The following is an 18284-nucleotide window of genomic DNA, read 5'->3' as shown; positions in this document are numbered from 1 at the left end:
CTCCAGATGGGTGCGTTTTTAGCTATGAGTTCAGCCCTGTCCATCCGACAGTTGACCAAGACCTACAGCAACGGCTTCCAGGCCCTCAAGGGCATCAACCTGGACGTTGCCGAAGGCGACTTTTTTGCCTTGCTCGGCCCCAACGGCGCGGGCAAGTCCACCACCATCGGCATTCTTTCGACGCTGGTGAACAAGAGTGGCGGGACGGTCAATATCTTCGGCCACGACCTGGACCACGATCCGGCCGCACTCAAGCGCTCGATCGGCGTGGTGCCGCAGGAATTCAACTTCAACCAGTTTGAAAAGACCTTCGACATCGTCGTGACCCAGGCCGGTTACTACGGCATTCCGGCCAAGGTGGCCAAGGAGCGCGCCGAGCAGTACCTGACCCAGCTCGGGCTGTGGGACAAGCGCGATGTGCCTTCACGTTCGCTGTCCGGCGGCATGAAGCGGCGCCTGATGATTGCCCGTGCCCTGGTGCACGAGCCACGCCTGTTGATTCTCGATGAGCCCACCGCCGGCGTGGACATCGAACTGCGCCGCTCGATGTGGACCTTTCTGACCGAACTGAACCAGAAGGGCATCACCATCATCCTCACCACCCATTATCTGGAAGAGGCCGAGCAGCTGTGCCGCAACATCGGCATCATCGACCACGGTGAGATCGTGCAGAACATGGGCATGAAGCAACTGCTCAGCACCCTGACAGTGGAAACCTTCGTGCTCGACCTCAAGCAGTCGCACACGGCCGCGCCACACTTGGCCGGGTTCCCCTGCAAGCTGATCGATGACCATACGCTGGAAGTGCAGGTCGACAAGAACGTAGGCATCACCGCGTTGTTCAGCCAACTGGCCCAGCAGGGCATCGACGTGCTGAGCCTGCGCAACAAAGCCAATCGCCTTGAGGAGCTGTTCGTGTCGTTGGTGGAGAAAAATCTGGCGAAGGTGGCCCAATGAACAAGCAAGGCGGCGAATTGCGCCCCAACCTGGTGGCCCTGAACACCATCGTCTACCGCGAAGTGCGGCGTTTCACCCGTATCTGGCCGCAGACCCTGCTGCCCCCGGCCATCACCATGGTCCTGTACTTCGTCATCTTCGGTAACCTGATCGGCCGACAGATCGGCGACATGGGCGGCTTCACTTACATGCAATACATCGTGCCGGGGCTGATCATGATGTCGATCATCACCAACTCCTACGGCAACGTGGTGTCGAGCTTCTTCGGCGCCAAGTTCCAGCATTCCATTGAAGAACTGATGGTCTCGCCGGTCTCGCCGCACACCATCCTCATCGGCTACGTGCTGGGTGGCGTGCTGCGCGGCCTGATGGTGGGCGTGATCGTGACGGTGCTGTCGATGTTCTTTACCGACCTGCAAGTGCACCACCTGGGCGTCACCATTGTGGTGGTGCTGCTGACCGCGACGATCTTCTCGCTGCTGGGCCTGGTCAACGCGGTGTTTGCCCGCAACTTCGACGACATCTCGATCATCCCGACCTTCGTCCTGACCCCGCTGACCTACCTGGGCGGCGTGTTCTACTCCATCAGCCTGCTGCCGCCGTTCTGGCAGACCGTCTCGCTGGCCAACCCGGTGCTGCACATGGTCAACGCCTTCCGCTACGGCATCCTGGGCGTGTCCGACATCCGCATCAGCATCGCCCTGGCCTTCATGGTCGTGGCCAGCGTGGTGCTGTACCTGTTCTGCATTCGTCTGTTGGTCAGCGGCCGCGGCATGCGCCACTGATCAAGTGATGGATCACCGGGTCTTCGGCCCGGTGACCCATCCGGATCAAGCCGCTTGCTGGTCGGCTTCCCATCTGGCCAGTGCGGCCTGCAGTTCGGCGGAGGGTTTGGCCCATTGTTCGGGGGGCAGGGGTCTGGACCATTCGATGATGTCGGGGTGGTCGAGGTCGGGCGGTGGGGAAATTTTCAACTTTACAACGGCATAGATTAATAACGAATTGAAGATGAACAGGCCCGCCAGGCCCTCCCATAGAAAGGCGAGCACCCAGCCACGTCTGTGTGCGAACTCGATAAAGTCTTCTTTGTAGCAGGTGAATATATTTTTGCCTGGCCGATTGTATTGAAACGTCTGGTCCTCGACCGCGTCGGGGCCGATTTCCATGTAGCAACGAATGCACTCCCATAACGCCATGGCTGCTTCACCGCCGCCACAGCCGAAGGCCATCGTGAAGTGTTGGTTGTCTTTAGTAGCATTTGGGTCAGGGTTTTCAAGGCTGACAACCAGCATGCCATGAGTGATTTTTCCGCCCTGACTGGTTGAGGAGAATTGGGTAGCGGCGGCTACGACGCTTTCCCAGGGAACGATCCAGTATTCACCGCTTCTTTTCAAAAAACAGGCCTCGCGTCGTTGCCGATTGAAGCGAATGGGAAGGGGAGTAGGGCGAAAGAGTGAATAGATCAGCATAAGGCCAGGTAAACCTGTTACGACAGCCCCCATCATCAGGACGATGACATCGTTCATCATATAAGCCAAGCTGCAATAAATGATAACAAGAGGCCAGAGCATCATGATGCCCGATCCGATGCTGTAGTTGCTGATGTCCATGAAGACATCATTTTTACGCCAGATGATCCGCATACCGTCGCTGGGTTTTTGTCCTGTCGGTAAAGGCAGGGGTGCCAGATAATCCTGCCTGGAAAAAAAGCCTTTTTTACAGGTGCCAGCTGCCGGTGTATTCATATCTTAACTTCCGCTTCCAGACCCATTTCAGCCAGGGCCGCTTGTAGTTCGGCGGAGGGTTTGGCCCATTGTTCGGGGGGCAGGGGTTTGGACCATTCGATGATGTCGGGGTGGTCGAGGTCGGGAAGCGGGTAGAGCTTCCAGCGCTCCAGCAGATCGGCCAGCAATGTGTTGAAAATGAACACGCCGAAAAAACCATCCCAGAGCAAGGCCATGAACCAACCCTTGCGCTGAGCTGCGTCCTTTAAGTCATCCAGGCAACTGGCCAGGATGCCTTTGGTATGAGCAAGTCTGGCGGTATTGTCGGTGACGGCATCAGGGCCAACCTCCATATAAGTACGTATGCATTCCCACTGAGCCATGGCGGATTCGCCGCCGCCGCAGCCGAAACCCATGGTGAAGTTTCGGTTATCTTTCGTCGCGTTTGGGGCGGGGTTCTCAAGGCGGATAAACAGCATGCCTTGGGTAACTTTTCCGCCCTGGCTGGTTGAGGAAACCTGGGTGGCGGCGGCCACGACGCTTTCCCAGGGAACGATCCAGTAGTCGCCATTTCTTTTCAAGAAACAGGCCTCGCGGCGCTGACGGTTGAAACGGATGGGGAGAGGCGTGGGGCGAAAGAGTGAGTAGATCAGCATCAAACAGGGCAGCACCGTTATCACAGCGCCCATGATCAGGATGGCGATGTCGTCCAGCGCATAGGCCATACTGGAAAAAAGCACGAGAAGCGGCCAGAGCAGCATGATGCCTGTACCGATGCTGTAATGGCTTATATCCAGAAACGTGTCGTTTTTACGCCAGATAATTCCCATTGAATCACTGGGTGTCTGTCCTGTGGGTACAGGGAGTGGTGCCAGATAATCCTGCCTGGAAAAAAAGCCTTTTTTACAGGTGCCAGCTGCCGGTGTATTCATATCTTAACTTCCGCTTCCAGACCCATTTCAGCCAGGGCCGCTTGTAGTTCGGCGGAGGGTTTGGCCCATTGTTCGGGGGGCAGGGGTCTGGACCATTCGATGATGTCGGGGTGGTCGAGGTCGGGCGGTGGGGAGATTTTCAACTTTACAACGGCATAGATTAATAACGAATTGAAGATGAACAGGCCCACCAGACCCTCCCATAGAAAGGCGAGCACCCAGCCACGTCTGTGTGCGAATTCGATAAAGTCCTCTTTGTAACAGGTGAATATATTTTTGCCTGGCCGATTGTATTGAAACGTCTGGTCCTCGACCGCGTCGGGGCCGATTTCCATGTAGCAACGAATGCACTCCCATAACGCCATGGCTGCTTCACCGCCGCCACAGCCGAAGCCCATCGTGAAGTGTTGGTTGTCTTTAGTAGCGTTTGGGTCAGGGTTTTCAAGGCTGACAACCAGCATGCCGTAGGTCATCTTTCCACCTTGGCTGGTCGAGGAGGCTTGGGTGGCGGCAGCCACGACACTTTCCCAGGGGACAATCCAGTATTCACCACTTCTTTTCAAAAAACAGGCCTCGCGACGTTGCCGATTGAAACGGATAGGAAGAGGGGTGGGACGAAAGAGTAAATAGATCAGTCTCAGGCAGGAGGGTACTGTTATGACGGCTCCCAGAATCAGAAAGTTAATATCGTCCGTGAAATAGGCCAGGCTGCAAAAAATAATAATAATAGGCCAAAGTATCATGATGCCCGAGCCGATGCTGTAGTTGCTGATGTCCATGAAGACATCATTTTTACGCCAGATGATCCGCATACCGTCACTGGGTTTTTGTCCTGTCGGTAAAGGCAGGGGGGCCAGATAATCCTGCCTGGAAAAAAAGCCTTTTTTACAGGTGCCAGATGGAGGAAGGCTCATGGCTTCTCCTTGGGGAGCGAGATCATCGAATTATCCTGAATGCGAATGTTATGCAGGCGCGCCTGATCCAGCACCGGTGTGCCTGAGCTGCGTAACGGGATGACACCGCCGTCGGCCGACAGGGCGAAGGCCAGGCCGTGTTTGCCTCCTAGATATGGGTCTATCTCAAGCATTGTTGTCAGTGGCGTGCTGTATTTCACTCGCAGATACAGTTGGCGAGGAAGGGACAGGAATGTGCCGGTTATCAGTTTAAACGGCCCGCTCAAGCGCAGGCCCTGGCCTTGTTCATGAGGGATCCATTGGCAGCGCAGGTCTTTCAACCAATACTCGCCGATGTCTCGCATCCTGTGAACGGGACTGCCAAGAGCCGTTTTACCGCGACTGTCCACCCAGGCGTCGTAAATGATGGGATCACCGGTCAATGCCACTTGCAGGTTCATGGTTTCCGGTGTCGCACCCGGCAGGTCGATGCGCAAACCTGAAATATAAGCGTGCTGCTTCATGCCATCCCTGCTGTCGGTCAGTGCATAATCGAAAATGTGTTCATGGCTGATCTGAGGGGTATAAATAAGCGTCAACAGATGATTCATCTCTTCTTGTTGGCTTTTTCCATCGATAGGTCCCGGTATTTTGGCCTTGGCATGTGACCAGCAACTGTGGGATAAAAAATTCTGCAGTGGCGTGCGCTGAAACAGCGAGGCCACAAGGTAAATCACACCCAGGATTGCAGTAATCAAAATGATAGGCGCCAGCGCTATGCCAAGACCGGTAAGGGCAGCGCCTGCCGACATGAGGCCTGTGAAGGCGGCGAACGTATAAAACGTACCGGCTATTGCTTGAGCAGCATAAACAGCAGTTTGTGCGCCGACGATATTCTTTCGAAATTCAAGCCACGGATCGACGAAGTCTTGGGATCTTTCTATCTGGAATGCTAGAGATTGAAACTCGCTATAGGCCGCACCTGCTGAAAGCGATCCAATGATGGCTATAAATAATGGCGGGACGAGTAGTGTGCCTGACCGTGTATTGAATTGTGTTATACCTGCGCCTTTGCGCACTCTATTGTCCACCACGGCGGCCAATGCGGCTGCCGTATAAAGCGTTGCCGACAAGGTGTCATGAAAACGCTGCTTATCCATCGTTTCCACAACCCCGGCCTGTGCCAAGTACCGACTGGCATTCCATATATTCAATATCAACACGATCAACGGCGTCAGCCCGCCACTGTCCTGCACCGCACGGCTATTGACGATGTCGGCCACACGCCCCTTGCCAATTGCAGCACCGGTTCGGGCTGCCCAGTGCCGTACTTCATCGACGTTCTGACCAAAAGCTTCCAGTGTGCGAACGTTCTGCTGCTGTACCCAGCGAAAGCCCAGTTGGGAATTGAGGCGGGCAAAGGTCATCAGGCTTACCCAAGTAGCGCTCAGGCGATCCACCTGGTTGCTCTTGAGTTGCAGCACGGCCGGGCTCAGTCGATTGACCATGGCGGTCCACTGGCTGTTATTGGCCATGGCCTGCATATGGGCCAGCACGGGTTGGCCTTCGGTCCCCAGGATTTTTGATAACAAGGCTTTGGTATTGGCGATGTTTTCGTCGCTGAGCGCCGCCAGTATTTCTCCCAGGCGCGTCTCGCTATTGAGTGCCGCCTCCAGGCTCGGGCTCCAGGAGAAGAACAACTGCCGCAAGGCGCCCGGGTCCTTGCTGCGCACATAGTCGGCGTACTGTTGGGCGCCCTGGCTGCGTATGCATTGGGCCGTCAGGCAACTTTCCGCCAGCTCATTCAGCCAGGTGCGGTGGCCGGCATCGTCATGGTTCACGAACCATGTACCGCTGTCATGGCGGAGCAGGAAGACACCACGGTCGGCATAGAGTCGTTGCTGGCGGTCTTCTATGTGTCGGTAATGGTCGGGGGCCGTGACGTCCAGCCAGTGGTTCATGGTCGGCAGGTCGACGTATTCACCGATTTTCCCGTCAAGAATGCCATTCTTGTTGTTGTGCTTTTTCTGCTGGCGATAACGGCGTACTTCGCTTTCCAGATCGTCCTTGTCTATTTCCCTGGGCAGGAACGAGTCCATAGGGGCTCTCACGTGTTCGATTTCATCGTCGATGTCGGCCAGTCTTGCTTGAGCCCTGGCCTGCGTACGCACCCTGCTGAATTTTATGATCCTGGCCTTTTCAGCACGTAACGGCTCCAGCTGGCGACTGATCTCCAGCAAGGTTTCACCCTGTTCAGGCGTTACATTGGGTTTATGCGGCGCGAAGCGGTAATTGACCCGGTTTGCCACCTCCGCCCCGTCTTCCTTCAGCAAGCTGCGAACGAACCCGCCCACCGTCAGGCGGATCTGGTTGTCACCGATCCACTGCTGATGGCTGATTTCCAGATGATCCTGTTCGTGATCGATGTCGCGCAGCACGCCCAGGTCATCGTCCAGGCAGGCGAGTACCGCCCACAGCTCTTTTGCTTCCTGCCTCGCCGCTCGCAGCCAATGGTAGGTGGTCAGGGCATTCCAGGGGTGGGCGCTCCACTGGCCGGGGGCAGGGCGGTCTTTGTCGGCGTCGGGGTACCTGGCGAGGAGCTCCTCGCGTGTGCTGATCCGGTTCATGGCATCGGTGTAGGCCTTGGCGGTTTCAACCGTGTGGTGCTTGATCATCGTGTCGTACAGTTGTTCGGCCTTGCGCCGCTCGGCCTCGCCACGGCGTTGATGTTCGCTGGCCGCCCCCCGGCTGAAGGTTTCCGGCATCAGTTCGGCGATGACCTTCTCGGCATCCTGCAGCGGCGGGCAATGGGGGGCCTGCAAATGATTGGCGACCTGCGGCAGGTCGATCAGGCGCATGCGTCTTTGCCGTGTGGCCGGTTGGGCAAGTTCCGCGCAGCGTTGCTGGTCGAGCGGGTATTCGGTGTACATCAGCCAGGCCGGCTGGTGTTTGTTCAGGGCAAGACCTGTCAGGGTGCCGCACTGGATCAGCGTGTCATCGCCATCCAGAGGGTCCGGGTCCAGCCTGCCTTCCGGGCACACGCCAAAGCGTTGCAGCGGGCCGTTGCCCTGCCACAGGTAGAGGTAACCGCCCCGTAGTCGGCGGGCGGCCATGGCGTGGGACCTGGTTTCGACACCGGGCTGGCAGCCTGGGTGGCGGGCGGCTTTTTCGGCCAGGGCGTAACGCACCGGCACCACGAAGATCGTGTCCTGCCTGGCCGGGCAGGCGGCCACCGGGCTGTCGATGTCTTCATGGGGCTGCTCCCTGGCTGCGCGCTCGGCATTGCACAGGTTGAGCAGGGCGGTTTCGTTTGGGTCGGTGCTCATGCGTGGGGCTCCAGGCGGCGGACCCATTGCAGGGTCAGTTCGTCGATCAGGTCATCGAGGCGCTGCGCAGGGGAGCGGCCTCTGGTTGCAAGAATCTTGCGGTAGGCCTGGGGCACAGGTTCATCGGGGAAGTGAGCGCCCAGAAGCGCGTACAGGCTGACCCAGCGGGTGATCTCGTCTTTCGTGCTGTAGCCATGACGTTTGGCGCTGTCCCGGCAAGCCTTGGCCCAGGCGTATTGCGCGGGGCTGTCCAGTCCTTTGAGTGCATTCGGAAAATAGCGCTGGCAGTGCTCGATCAGGTGTTGGTCGAATTGCCGGTACCGCGCCGCGCTGAGGTGTTCAAGCTGTGCCGCGCTCAAGCGCAGCCAGGGAATAGGTGCATAGCGCTGCCCTGGCATCGGGTCGGTGTTGATGATCGACAGCTCGCTGCCGTCCTCGGCAGGCAGGCGAATCGACTGGATAGGCCCCATGACCCGGCCGCGCTCGGCAGGGGCAAGGTCTTGCAGCCATACACGGGCGATGCGCGGGTCGTGGTAACGAAAGAACGTCGTGACATCACCGTCCAGGCTGGCATGCACCAGGCTGCGCAAGTGATCGAGCAAGACCGGTTCCGGCGCCTCGGTTTCCAGCCAGAGACCGGCCTGCAGGCGCCACTGAGCATTGAATAACTGTGCCAACGGACTGTCTGGCACCACCGGGACCAGCAACGGTCCGCAATCGGCCAGTTCGGCGTAGTCGGTCGTCAGGTAAAGCGGGTGGCAGGGCATGAACTGGCCCAGGCTCAGCAGGTGCCGGGGCAGGTTCTCGATCAGGGCGCTGTCGAGCAACAGATAGGCGCGTCTCATGCGGTGGCCGCCTTGAGCTGTTGGCATATGGCGCACACGGGGGCTGCGCTGTTGGCCGCATTGATGAAAGCTTGTTTCTGCACGTTGAGGGTCAGTGTCAGCAACGCGGCAACCTGCACCGGTAACGTTGACAAGGCGGGCATGCCGGCCAGTGCCGGGCCGCCGGTCAGGATCGGGCTGCTGCTGAACAGGCCGGCGGCGCTGATCAGCAGGTGCTGGCCTCCGGCCTTGAGCGTGATGCTGGCCCCGGCATCGATGATCAGGTTGGCCCCGGACTTGAGGTGCACCTGCTGACCGGCCTCGATGGCCAGCACCTGGCTTGTGCGGGTGTAGCTGTTGCCCTCGATGTGCAGGTAGTCGTCGGCCTTGAGGTGAGTCTTGCGATCAGCCGCCACTGTGCACTGCGCTTCGCCTTCCACCTGGCTGATGCTGTTGCCCTTGATGGTTTCCAACCGGTCCTTGCCCACCTCCAGGCGGCTGTCGTTGTTGATCTTCTGTTCCAGGTCGCGCTGCGCATGCAGGTAGATCAGCTCCTGCCCGGTGCGGTCTTCGATATGCAGTTCGTTGTAGCCGGTGCCCTGCGGCGTGCTGCGGCTGCGGTACACGCTGCGGGTCTTGTGGGCCGGCAGTGGGTAGGGCACAGGGTTGATGCTGTTGGGCAGGCAACCGCTGATCACCGGCTGGTCGGGGTCACCCTCCAGAAAGGTCACCAGCACTTCCATGCCGACGCGTGGAATGGTGACGCTGCCATGGGCGTTGCCCGCCCAGTTGGAGGCCACCCGCAGCCAGCAACTGCTGGCTTCGTTGTACTGGCCATGACGGTCCCAGTGAAACTGCACCTTGACCCGCCCGTACGCGTCGCAATAGATCTCTTCGTTGGCCGGGCCGGTGACCCGGGCGGTCTGGCTGCCGAGTATGCGGGGCCTGGGATGACGCAGGGCCGGGCGAAAGAAGGTGTCCCAGGGCGTGGCGGTGAAACGGTTGCGGTAGCCCTGGCTGAAACCGTCAAGGTCGTCGGTGCCCAGGGCGTTTTCTTCCAGCACTTGAGGTTGTTTGCCCTGGTGCTCGACACGGCTCAGCAGCCACTTGGTATTCCACTCCGGGCGTGGGTGATCGGCAAACCTCACAAAGTGGCCGCTGCGCAGTTGCGGATGATCGCTGCCGCCTTCGGCCAGGCAGTAGTCGGTGCGTCGTCGCTCCAGCGCCCGCCGGGTCAGCGGCTTGCCGCGCTCTTGACCCTCGAAGCCACCGGGGCAGGCATAGTCTTCGAGGTCAGGCTGCAGGATGTCCGGATCGGCAGGGGACTCATATTCCAGTTGTCGGCTGGCTTTCTGGAAGTCGTAGTCACGTCGTGTGGTGCGGCTGGTGCGTGCTTGCAGGCGCAGGCTCAGGTGCTGCATCACCGGTTGCTGTGCTGGCTGACCGCTGGGTGGGTGGTAGGAAAGTGGAAAGTCCAGCGTGTTGAACATGCTCTGGTGGTCGGCAAAGATCAGGACGTGGCCTTCGCGACTGTGCTGGAAGTGAAAGTGCAGGCCCTCTTCTTCGCACAGGCGCTGGATGAAATGCAGGTCGCTTTCAGCGTATTGCACGCAGTATTCCCGGGCGCTGTAACTGTCGGCGAGCCTGAACTGGCAAGTGTTGCTGAACAGCCCGTGCTCTTTGAGGATCGCCTCGATGATCTCTGGCACCGACTTTTTCTGGAAGATGCGCTGGTTGATACGGTGCTGCAGGCAGTCAAGCCGCGGCACGAGGGTCAGGCTGTAGTGCGCCAGGCGCTGGCCGCTGTCGCGTTGCACGATGCGCTGGACCTGGCCATGAATGCCCGCCCCGGTGCGATCGAACGCCAGGAACGCCATTTGATGCAGCAGTGAGGCAAGTTTCAGTTGCGGGCGTTCGCTGACCAGTTCCACCGTGAACCGATACGGTTGGCTGATCGCTTCCTCACCGTCGAAAGACAGCACTTGAAAGTCATGGCCGAGCGTGTCGAGGTACAGGTTGAAATGACCATCGGTGGCGAGCATGCATGGGTTCCTGGCAGTCGTTGAATCGAAAAGACCTGGCAGGCTAGCCATGAAGCACGTAGAAAAAAGCCGGGCATTTCTGCGGACTGTGTAAGAAAAAGGACCTATACAGGCAGGGCTTTTACTACTTAAACGCTGCAACACTCTGCGGCTGTACAGCCGGTGTTTCGCCGCCATTCTGTAAGGCTTTTCTGCCTGAGGAATGCTCATGCGCACAGGGATGGTCGCGCTTGCACTGGGTCTGTTGACCCTGCGTTTTTTGCCGGCCTTGCCGCCGGGCTGGCTGTTGCTGCTGATGCCGGTGCTGGCCTTGATGCTGTTGCCGTACCGCACCTATCCGCTGGCGCTATGGCTGTTGGGGTTGAGCTGGGCCTGCCTGTCGGCGCAATGGGCGCTGGATGACCGGCTGTTGCCCAGGCTCGATGGCCAGACACTGTGGCTGCAGGGCGAGGTGAGCGGATTGCCGAGCGCCAGTGAGGGCGTTGTCCGTTTCGAGCTCAAGGACGCTCACTCACGGCGTGCCCGGTTGCCGCAGCGCATCCGGGTGAGCTGGCAGGGCGGGCCACAGGTGCGCAGTGGTGAACGCTGGCGGCTGGCGGTCAAGTTGCGGCGCCCGGACGGGCTGGTCAATCCAGGGACCTTCGATTACCCGGCCTGGCTGCTGGCGCGGCGTATCGGTGCGAGCGGTACGGTGGTCGATGGTCAGTTACTGGCATCCGGGCAGGGCGCCTGGCGCGAAGCCATTCGCCAGCGGTTGTTGGCGGTCGATGCACAAGGGCGCGAGGGCGCGCTGGCGGCACTGGTACTGGGCGACGGCGCCGGGTTGGGCAGTGACGACTGGCAGGTGTTGCAGGAGACCGGCACGGTGCACCTGCTGGTGATCTCGGGCCAGCATGTCGGGTTGCTGGCTGGCGCGGTGTATTTCCTGATCGCTGCGCTGGCGCGTTGGGGCCTGTGGCCGCGCGCCTGGCCCTGGTTGCCCTGGGCATGCGGGCTGGCCTTTGCGGCGGCCCTGGGGTATGGGCTGCTGGCGGGCTTCGAGGTGCCGGTGCGGCGGGCGTGTGCGATGGTCGCCATGGTCTTGCTGTGGCGCTTGCGCTTTCGACACCTGGGGCTGCTGTGGCCCTGGCTGGTGTCGCTCAACCTGGTGCTGCTCTTCGAGCCGCTGGCCAGCCTGCAGCCGGGGTTATGGCTGTCATTTGCGGCGGTGGGCGTGCTGATGCTGACCTTCGGCGCACGGCTGGGTGCCTGGCGCTGGTGGCAGGCCTGGACCCGGGCGCAGTGGTTGATCGCTATCGGGCTGTTGCCTGTGTTGCTGGCGTTGAACCTGCCGGTCAGTCTCAGTGCGCCTTTCGCTAATCTGCTGGCGGTGCCGTGGGTGAGTCTGGTTGTCTTGCCGCTGGCGCTGCTGGGCACACTGTTGTTGCCAGTGCCGGGGGCGGGGGAAGCGCTGTTATGGCTGGCCGGCGGTGCCTTGCACATGCTGTTCGTGGCGCTGGGCTGGCTGGCCGGGCAAGTGCCGGTCTGGGTGCCGGCGACCATACCTTTGTGGGCCTGGGGCTTGAGCCTGATCGGCGCGCTGTTGCTGTTGTTGCCAGCAGGCTTGCCCTTGCGGCCACTGGGCTGGCCGTTACTGCTTTTATGTGTCTTTGCACCGCCAGACAGGATTGCGCACGGACATGTGGAGGTGCTGCAGCTGGATGTCGGCCAGGGCCTGGCGGTCCTGTTGCGCACCCGCGACCACACGCTGCTGTATGACGCCGGCCCTGCCACGGCCGGAGGCGATCTCGGCGAGCGCGTGGTGCTGCCCGTGCTGCGCAAGGCCGGGGTGCGCCAACTGGACCTGATGCTGATCAGTCATGCGCATGCCGACCACGCCGGCGGGGCCCTGGCGGTGCAGCGTGGCATGCCGGTCAAGCGGGTGGTGAGCGGTGAGGCCGAGGCCCTGCCGGCTTCACTGGCAGCCCAGTCATGCCGTACCGGGGAGCGCTGGCAATGGAATGGCGTGCAGTTCGCGACCTGGCGCTGGGAAGACGCACGTAGCAGCAACGAGTCCTCGTGTGTGCTGAGTGTCGAGGCCAATGGCGAGCGCTTGCTGTTGACCGGTGATATCGAAGCCGGTGCCGAACGTGCACTGCTGGCGGCGGACTTTGACTTGCAGGCCCACTGGTTGCAGGCGCCGCACCATGGCAGCCGCACCTCGTCCTCGCGGCGTCTGCTGGAGCGCGTGGCCCCCAGGGGCGTACTGATTTCCCGCGGACGGCACAATACGTTCGGCCACCCGCACCCTCTGGTCATGGCCCGCTACAAGGCTTTGGGCATCGGCGTTCATGACAGCGCCGAGGCCGGCGCGATCCGTCTGCGCCTGGGGGCGTTCGGCGAGCCGGAGGCTGTACGTGCGCAGCGGCGTTTCTGGCGAGATTGATGCGTCGATACCGGCCATCGGTCGTGTTAGAGTGGCGCCAATTTTTCAGGGGAGACGGCACTGTGTGGGAACTGGTCAAATCCGGTGGCTGGATGATGCTACCGATCATTCTGAGTTCGATCGTCGCAGCCGGCATCATCGTTGAGCGCCTCTGGACGCTGCGCAGCAGCCGTATCACGCCGCCGCACCTGCTGGGGCAGGTCTGGCAGTGGATCCAGGAAAACAGGCTGGATGGCGAAAAGCTCAAGCAACTGCGTGCCGACTCGCCGCTGGGAGAGATCATGGCCGCAGGCCTGGCCAACTCCAAGCATGGTCGCGAGATCATGAAAGAAAGTATCGAAGAGGCCGCCGCGCGCGTTATCCACGAACTGGAGCGCTACCTCAGTGCCCTGGGGTCGATCGGTGCAATGGCGCCATTGCTCGGTCTGCTGGGTACGGTGCTGGGCATGATCGACATTTTCGCTTCGTTCAACGCCACCGGCACGGCCGGCAATGCCGTGGTCCTGGCCGGCGGTATTTCCAAGGCGCTGATCTGTACGGCTTCGGGCCTGATGGTCGCCATCCCGACGATCTTCTTTCATCGCTTCCTGCAAGGCCGGGTCGATGAACTGGTGGTCGGCATGGAGCAGCAGGCCATCCGCCTGGTTGAAGTGGTGCAGGGCGACCGCGAAGTGGATCTGGTCGATGCGCCGGTCGATCTCAGGTCCCTGGCCAAGACCGGGGGCAAGAGAAAGTGAAGTTCCGTCGCCGCAAGCAGCGCGACATCATCGACATCAATCTGGTGGCCTTGATCGATGTGGTGTTCATCCTCCTGCTGTTTTTCATCCTGACCACCACGTTTACCCGTGAGACGCAGTTGCGTGTCGACCTGCCACAGGCGGTGACCGGGGCTTCGAACGACGACGCCGCTCGCAAGCAGGTGGACATCGCGATCAATGCCGACGGCATCTTTTCGGTGAACAACCAGATGTTGCCCAGCAATGACCTGGCCAGCCTGATCGACGCCTTGCAGCGTGAGTCCGCCGGTGACACCAGCCTGCCACTGTCGATCAGTGCCGATGGCAAGACCCCGCACCAGGCGGTGGTCACGGCCATGGATGCGGCCGGCAAACTGGGTTTCAGCCATCTGCGCATGACCACCGTTCAGGCCGCTCAGGCTAACTGATGGCGCTTTCCGATCGCTTGCTTGCCGCCTGGTATCAGGGGCATCCGGCCCTGGCGCTGTTGCGGCCGCTGGAGTGTCTGTATCGGCGAGTGGTCAACAACAAGCGAGCGCGCTTTCTGGCAGGCGACGGCACGATCTACAAGGCGTCAGTGCCGGTTATCGTGGTGGGTAATATCACAGTGGGTGGCACCGGCAAGACGCCGATGATCCTCTGGCTGATCGAGCAGTGTCGCCGCCGTGGCCTGAAGGTCGGGGTGGTCAGCCGTGGTTATGGCGCCAGGCCACCGAGCCTGCCATGGCGGGTGCAGGCCGGGCAGAGCGCAGCCGAGGCCGGCGACGAACCCTTGCTGATCGTGCAGCGCACCGGCGTACCGCTGATGATCGATCCTGATCGCGGGCGCGCCGTGCAGGCGCTGCTCGACGCCGAACCGCTCGACCTGATTCTCTCTGACGACGGCTTGCAGCATTACCGCCTGGCCCGAGACCTGGAGCTGGTGTTGATCGATGCCGCTCGCGGGCTGGGTAACCGTCGCTGCCTGCCGGCCGGTCCCCTGCGTGAGCCGGTCGAGCGCCTGCAAGGCGTCGATGCGTTGCTCTACAACGGTGCGCCGAGCGATCGCGAGGATGGTTTCGCCTTTACCCTCCAGCCTTCGGCCCTGGTCAACCTGCGTACCGGCCAGCGCGTCGGCGTGGCGCATTTTCCGCCCGGGCAGGCCGTGCACGCGGTGGCTGGCATCGGCAACCCGCAACGTTTCTTCACCACCCTCGAAAGGCTAGACTGGCGGCCTGTGCCGCATGCCTTCGCCGACCATGCCGTATTTGACGCACAAGCGCTGGCGTTCACACCGGCACTGCCGTTGGTCATGACCGAGAAGGATGCGGTGAAATGCCGTTCCTTTGCCGCCGAAGACTGGTGGTACCTGGCTGTGGACGCCCAGCCGTCTGCAGCATTCGTCAGCTGGTTCGACGAGCGGCTGGCACTTCTTATTCAATGACGGGACCTTTCATGGATACCAAACTGCTCGACATCCTCGCCTGCCCGATCTGCAAGGGGCCTCTTAAACTCAGCGCTGACAAGACCGAGTTGATCAGCAAGGGCGCGGGCCTGGCCTATCCTGTCCGCGACGGCATTCCGGTGATGCTCGAAAGCGAAGCGCGCACCCTGACCGCCGAGGAGCGTCTGGAGAAATGACCGCCCCTTTTACCGTGGTGATTCCGGCGCGTTTCGGCTCCAGCCGATTCCCTGGCAAGCCGCTCAAGACCATTGCCGGCAAGCCGATGGTCCAGCATGTCTGGGAACAGGCCCGCAAGAGCAGCGCCGAACGTGTGGTCGTGGCCACCGATGACGCACGCATCGTCGAAGCCTGTCAGGGCTTTGGCGCCGAAGTGCTGCTGACCCGCGAAGATCACAACTCCGGCACTGACCGTCTGGCCGAGGTGGCCGGCAAGCTGGGCCTGGCGGCGGATGCCATCGTGGTCAATGTGCAGGGCGACGAGCCGATGATTCCGCCTGCGGTGATCGATCAGGTAGCCGCCAATCTGGCGGCACACCCCGAAGCCGGCATGGCCACCCTGGCCGAGCCGCTCGAGGATGTCACCAGCCTGTTCAATCCCAATGTGGTCAAGGTCGCGACCGACCTCAACGGCCTGGCCCTGACGTTCAGCCGCGCACCGCTGCCCTGGGCGCGCGATGCGCTGGCGGCCAGCCGTGATGTGCTGCCAGAGGGCGTACCCTATCGTCGCCATATCGGCATCTACGCGTACCGTGCGGGTTTCTTGCATGATTTCGTGGCGTGGGGGCCGTGCTGGCTGGAGAATACCGAGTCGCTGGAGCAGTTGCGAGCGCTCTGGCACGGTGTGCGTATTCATGTCGCCGATGCCGTCGAGGCACCGCCGGCGGGCGTCGACACCCCTGAAGACCTGGAGCGCGTACGGCGCTTGCTGGAGGGTTGAGGTGGGTTCTGAAGAGGCACAGCGCATGAGCCTTGATGTGCAGCCTGCAGTTTCGCTCAAGCCGTTCAACAGCTTTGGCGTCGATGTCCAGGCCCGGTTGTTTGCCCAGGCCCATGATGACGACGAGGTGCGCCAGGCCCTGGCCTGTGCCCGTGAGCTTCAGGTGCCGTTGCTGGTGATCGGCGGTGGCAGCAACCTGTTGCTGACTGCTGATGTGCAGGCGCTGGTGGTGCGCATGGCCAGTCGCGGCGTGCGTATCCTGAGCGATGAGCCGCAGCGGGTGGTGGTCGAGGCCGAGGCGGGCGAGCCCTGGCACCCCTTCGTGCAGACCTGTTTGCAGATGGGCCTGGCAGGGCTGGAAAACCTCAGCCTGATCCCTGGCACCGTGGGTGCTGCACCGATGCAGAACATCGGTGCCTATGGGGTCGAGCTCAAGGATGTGTTCCACAGCCTGGTCGCCCTGGAGCGTGAAACCGGCGAGTTGCACGAGTTTTCCCTGGAGCAGTGCCGCTTCGGTTATCGCGACAGCGTGTTCAAGCAACAGGCCGGGCGCTGGATCATTCTGCGCGTACGTTTCATCCTGAGCCGTCAGGCGCACCTGCACCTGGAATATGGCCCTGTGCGTCAGCGCTTGGTCGAGCAGGGTATTGAACAGCCGACCCCGCTGGATGTCAGCCGGGCCATCTGTGCCATTCGCAGCGAGAAACTGCCCGACCCGGCCGTACTGGGCAATGCCGGCAGTTTTTTCAAGAACCCGCTGGTGCCGGTTGCCCAGGCCGAAGCCCTCAAGGCGCGTTATCCGCAACTGGTGGCTTACCCGCAAGGTGATGAGCAGGTGAAGCTGGCTGCCGGCTGGCTGATCGAGCAGGCTGGCTGGAAGGGCTTTCGTGACGGGGATGCCGGTGTGCATCGCTTGCAGGCGCTGGTGCTGGTCAACCATGGCCAGGCCAGCGGCCTGCAGTTGTTGAGCCTGGCGCAGCGCATACAGGCCGATGTCATCGAGCGCTTCGGTGTCAGCCTGGAGATGGAGCCTAATCTGTATTGAGCTTCAGGCTCAAGGTGCAGGCGGCAGGCCGGGATCAATTCCGGTCATGCTGATCGACTGCTCCCAGAGGCGTCGCGCCATTACAGGATCCTGCGCCTGCGCCGAGCGTGACGCCTCGCCTGAGGCGCCTCGGGCTTCACCCAGGCCGGTCGGGCCATAGTAAGCACCTGGCTTCACTATTGCTGTTGCTGCTTGCAATGCAGGCCATGCGCCTTTTTGCGCCGTGTTGAGCAGCCACCCCACCATGGGCCCGAAAACCTTCATGGGCCCCATGAAACGTCCCAGTTCGGTGGCGGCGATGCCTGGATGACAGCCCACTGCCATCACCTTCGACCCTGTGGCACGCAGGCGTCGGTCAAGCTCGAAAAAGAACAAGGCATTGGCCAGTTTGCTGGCGCCATAGCGCTTTATTCGGCTGTAGCGGCGCTCGGCATTGAGGTCCTCCCAGTCGATGCTGGCGCCCCGGTGGGCCAGGCTGGAAGTGGTCACGACCCTGGCGCCAGGTGTTTCACCCAGCTTGGGCAGTAACAGGGCTGTCAGGGCAAAGCTACCAAGGTGATTGACGCCCCATTGCAGTTCAAAGCCTTGCTGGGTCCGCATCAGCGGTGGTGTCATGACGCCGGCATTATTGATCAATGCGTCCAGGCGTGGTTCGCCTGTCGCCTGGCGGGCCGCTGCCTGGATGCTGGGCAAGTCGCTGAGATCCAGTGGCAGGAAGGCCAGGTCAGCCTGTGGCGCCAGCGTCTTGAGGCGCGTCATGGCCTGCTCGGCCTTGACCGGGTCGCGGCACGCGAGCAGGACACGTGCACCGCGTACAGCCAGGACGCGTGTTATTTCGTAGCCGAGTCCGGTGTTGGCCCCGGTGACGATAAAGCATTTGCCGGACTGGTCCGGGACGTCGGCATCGGTGAAGCCTTTCAAGGGGGAGGGCATGAAGAAACTCGTGTAGGGAAGGAGGCAGCCAACTGGCGGGTCATACCACAGACCAAAAAAAAGCC

At 61.0% G+C, this 18284-nt stretch carries 16 protein-coding genes; 9 read left to right on the top strand and 7 right to left on the bottom strand.

The window, feature by feature from the left end; translation table 11 throughout:
• The first annotated feature begins 24 nt into the window (after window positions 1-24).
• Entirely contained in the window at window positions 25-957 is a 933-nt protein-coding gene (locus DGA31_RS22960; protein ID WP_056835291.1) for an ABC transporter ATP-binding protein, read from the top strand.
• Complete coding sequence (locus tag DGA31_RS22955; protein WP_056835293.1) at window positions 954-1742, top strand: ABC transporter permease; 789 nt, start codon at window positions 954-956, stop codon at window positions 1740-1742. Before DGA31_RS22960 ends, DGA31_RS22955 begins: the two co-directional genes overlap by 4 nt.
• 45 nt (window positions 1743-1787) lie before the next feature.
• Here the strand turns inward: DGA31_RS22955 and DGA31_RS22950 are convergent, their stop codons facing one another.
• The 6 genes from DGA31_RS22950 to DGA31_RS22925 are packed head-to-tail and all read right to left on the bottom strand — an operon-like array spanning window position 1788 to window position 10698.
• Window positions 1788-2702 carry a DUF6708 domain-containing protein gene (locus DGA31_RS22950; protein ID WP_109514086.1) on the bottom strand — a complete coding sequence of 305 codons (915 nt, stop codon included), beginning with the start codon at window positions 2700-2702 and terminating at the stop codon, window positions 1788-1790.
• Entirely contained in the window at window positions 2699-3613 is a 915-nt protein-coding gene (locus tag DGA31_RS22945) for a DUF6708 domain-containing protein (protein WP_109514085.1), read from the bottom strand. Before DGA31_RS22945 ends, DGA31_RS22950 begins: the two co-directional genes overlap by 4 nt.
• A complete protein-coding gene (locus DGA31_RS22940) occupies window positions 3610-4527 on the bottom strand; it encodes a DUF6708 domain-containing protein (RefSeq protein WP_109514084.1) in 918 nt (305 codons plus the stop codon). The genes DGA31_RS22945 and DGA31_RS22940 overlap by 4 nt, the downstream gene beginning before the upstream one ends.
• Window positions 4524-7832 (bottom strand): toxin VasX, encoded by a 3309-nt coding sequence (locus DGA31_RS22935; RefSeq protein ID WP_109514083.1) that lies wholly within the window; start codon window positions 7830-7832, stop codon window positions 4524-4526. Before DGA31_RS22935 ends, DGA31_RS22940 begins: the two co-directional genes overlap by 4 nt.
• Window positions 7829-8677, bottom strand: coding sequence for a DUF4123 domain-containing protein (locus DGA31_RS22930; RefSeq protein WP_109514082.1), 849 nt, complete (start codon window positions 8675-8677; stop codon window positions 7829-7831). The genes DGA31_RS22935 and DGA31_RS22930 overlap by 4 nt, the downstream gene beginning before the upstream one ends.
• Window positions 8674-10698, bottom strand: coding sequence for a type VI secretion system Vgr family protein (locus tag DGA31_RS22925; RefSeq protein ID WP_056836880.1), 2025 nt, complete (start codon window positions 10696-10698; stop codon window positions 8674-8676). Before DGA31_RS22925 ends, DGA31_RS22930 begins: the two co-directional genes overlap by 4 nt.
• A gap of 208 nt (window positions 10699-10906) precedes the next feature.
• Here DGA31_RS22925 and DGA31_RS22920 point away from each other — a divergent pair, with 208 nt between their 5' ends.
• The 7 genes from DGA31_RS22920 to murB all read left to right on the top strand — a co-directional run bounded on the left by DGA31_RS22920 (window position 10907) and on the right by murB (window position 17286).
• Window positions 10907-13123 (top strand): DNA internalization-related competence protein ComEC/Rec2, encoded by a 2217-nt coding sequence (locus tag DGA31_RS22920; RefSeq protein WP_109514081.1) that lies wholly within the window; start codon window positions 10907-10909, stop codon window positions 13121-13123.
• Between the two features lie 62 nt (window positions 13124-13185).
• Complete coding sequence (locus DGA31_RS22915) at window positions 13186-13860, top strand: MotA/TolQ/ExbB proton channel family protein (protein WP_056836877.1); 675 nt, start codon at window positions 13186-13188, stop codon at window positions 13858-13860.
• Window positions 13857-14288, top strand: a complete 432-nt coding sequence (locus DGA31_RS22910; RefSeq protein ID WP_056836874.1) for an ExbD/TolR family protein — start codon at window positions 13857-13859, stop codon at window positions 14286-14288. The genes DGA31_RS22915 and DGA31_RS22910 overlap by 4 nt, the downstream gene beginning before the upstream one ends.
• The gene (lpxK, locus tag DGA31_RS22905) at window positions 14288-15283 is read left to right on the top strand and encodes a tetraacyldisaccharide 4'-kinase (RefSeq protein WP_109514080.1); all 996 of its coding nucleotides are present in this window, start codon (window positions 14288-14290) and stop codon (window positions 15281-15283) included. The genes DGA31_RS22910 and lpxK overlap by 1 nt, the downstream gene beginning before the upstream one ends.
• An 11-nt stretch (window positions 15284-15294) precedes the next feature.
• Window positions 15295-15480 (top strand): Trm112 family protein, encoded by a 186-nt coding sequence (locus DGA31_RS22900; protein ID WP_109514079.1) that lies wholly within the window; start codon window positions 15295-15297, stop codon window positions 15478-15480.
• The gene (kdsB, locus tag DGA31_RS22895; protein ID WP_109514078.1) at window positions 15477-16241 is read left to right on the top strand and encodes a 3-deoxy-manno-octulosonate cytidylyltransferase; all 765 of its coding nucleotides are present in this window, start codon (window positions 15477-15479) and stop codon (window positions 16239-16241) included. The genes DGA31_RS22900 and kdsB overlap by 4 nt, the downstream gene beginning before the upstream one ends.
• Before the next feature lie 25 nt (window positions 16242-16266).
• The gene (gene murB, locus DGA31_RS22890) at window positions 16267-17286 is read left to right on the top strand and encodes a UDP-N-acetylmuramate dehydrogenase (protein WP_109514102.1); all 1020 of its coding nucleotides are present in this window, start codon (window positions 16267-16269) and stop codon (window positions 17284-17286) included.
• Window positions 17287-17295: 9 nt separating this feature from the next.
• Here murB and DGA31_RS22885 read toward each other — a convergent pair whose 3' ends face one another.
• Window positions 17296-18219 (bottom strand): oxidoreductase, encoded by a 924-nt coding sequence (locus DGA31_RS22885; RefSeq protein WP_109514077.1) that lies wholly within the window; start codon window positions 18217-18219, stop codon window positions 17296-17298.
• Window positions 18220-18284 lie beyond the last annotated feature (65 nt).

It is taken from the genome of Pseudomonas ovata (assembly GCF_003131185.1).
Taxonomy (GTDB): Bacteria; Pseudomonadota; Gammaproteobacteria; order Pseudomonadales; family Pseudomonadaceae; genus Aquipseudomonas; species Aquipseudomonas ovata.
Note: the sequence above shows the minus strand (reverse complement) of the source record. Positions and strands in the feature narration are given on the sequence as shown.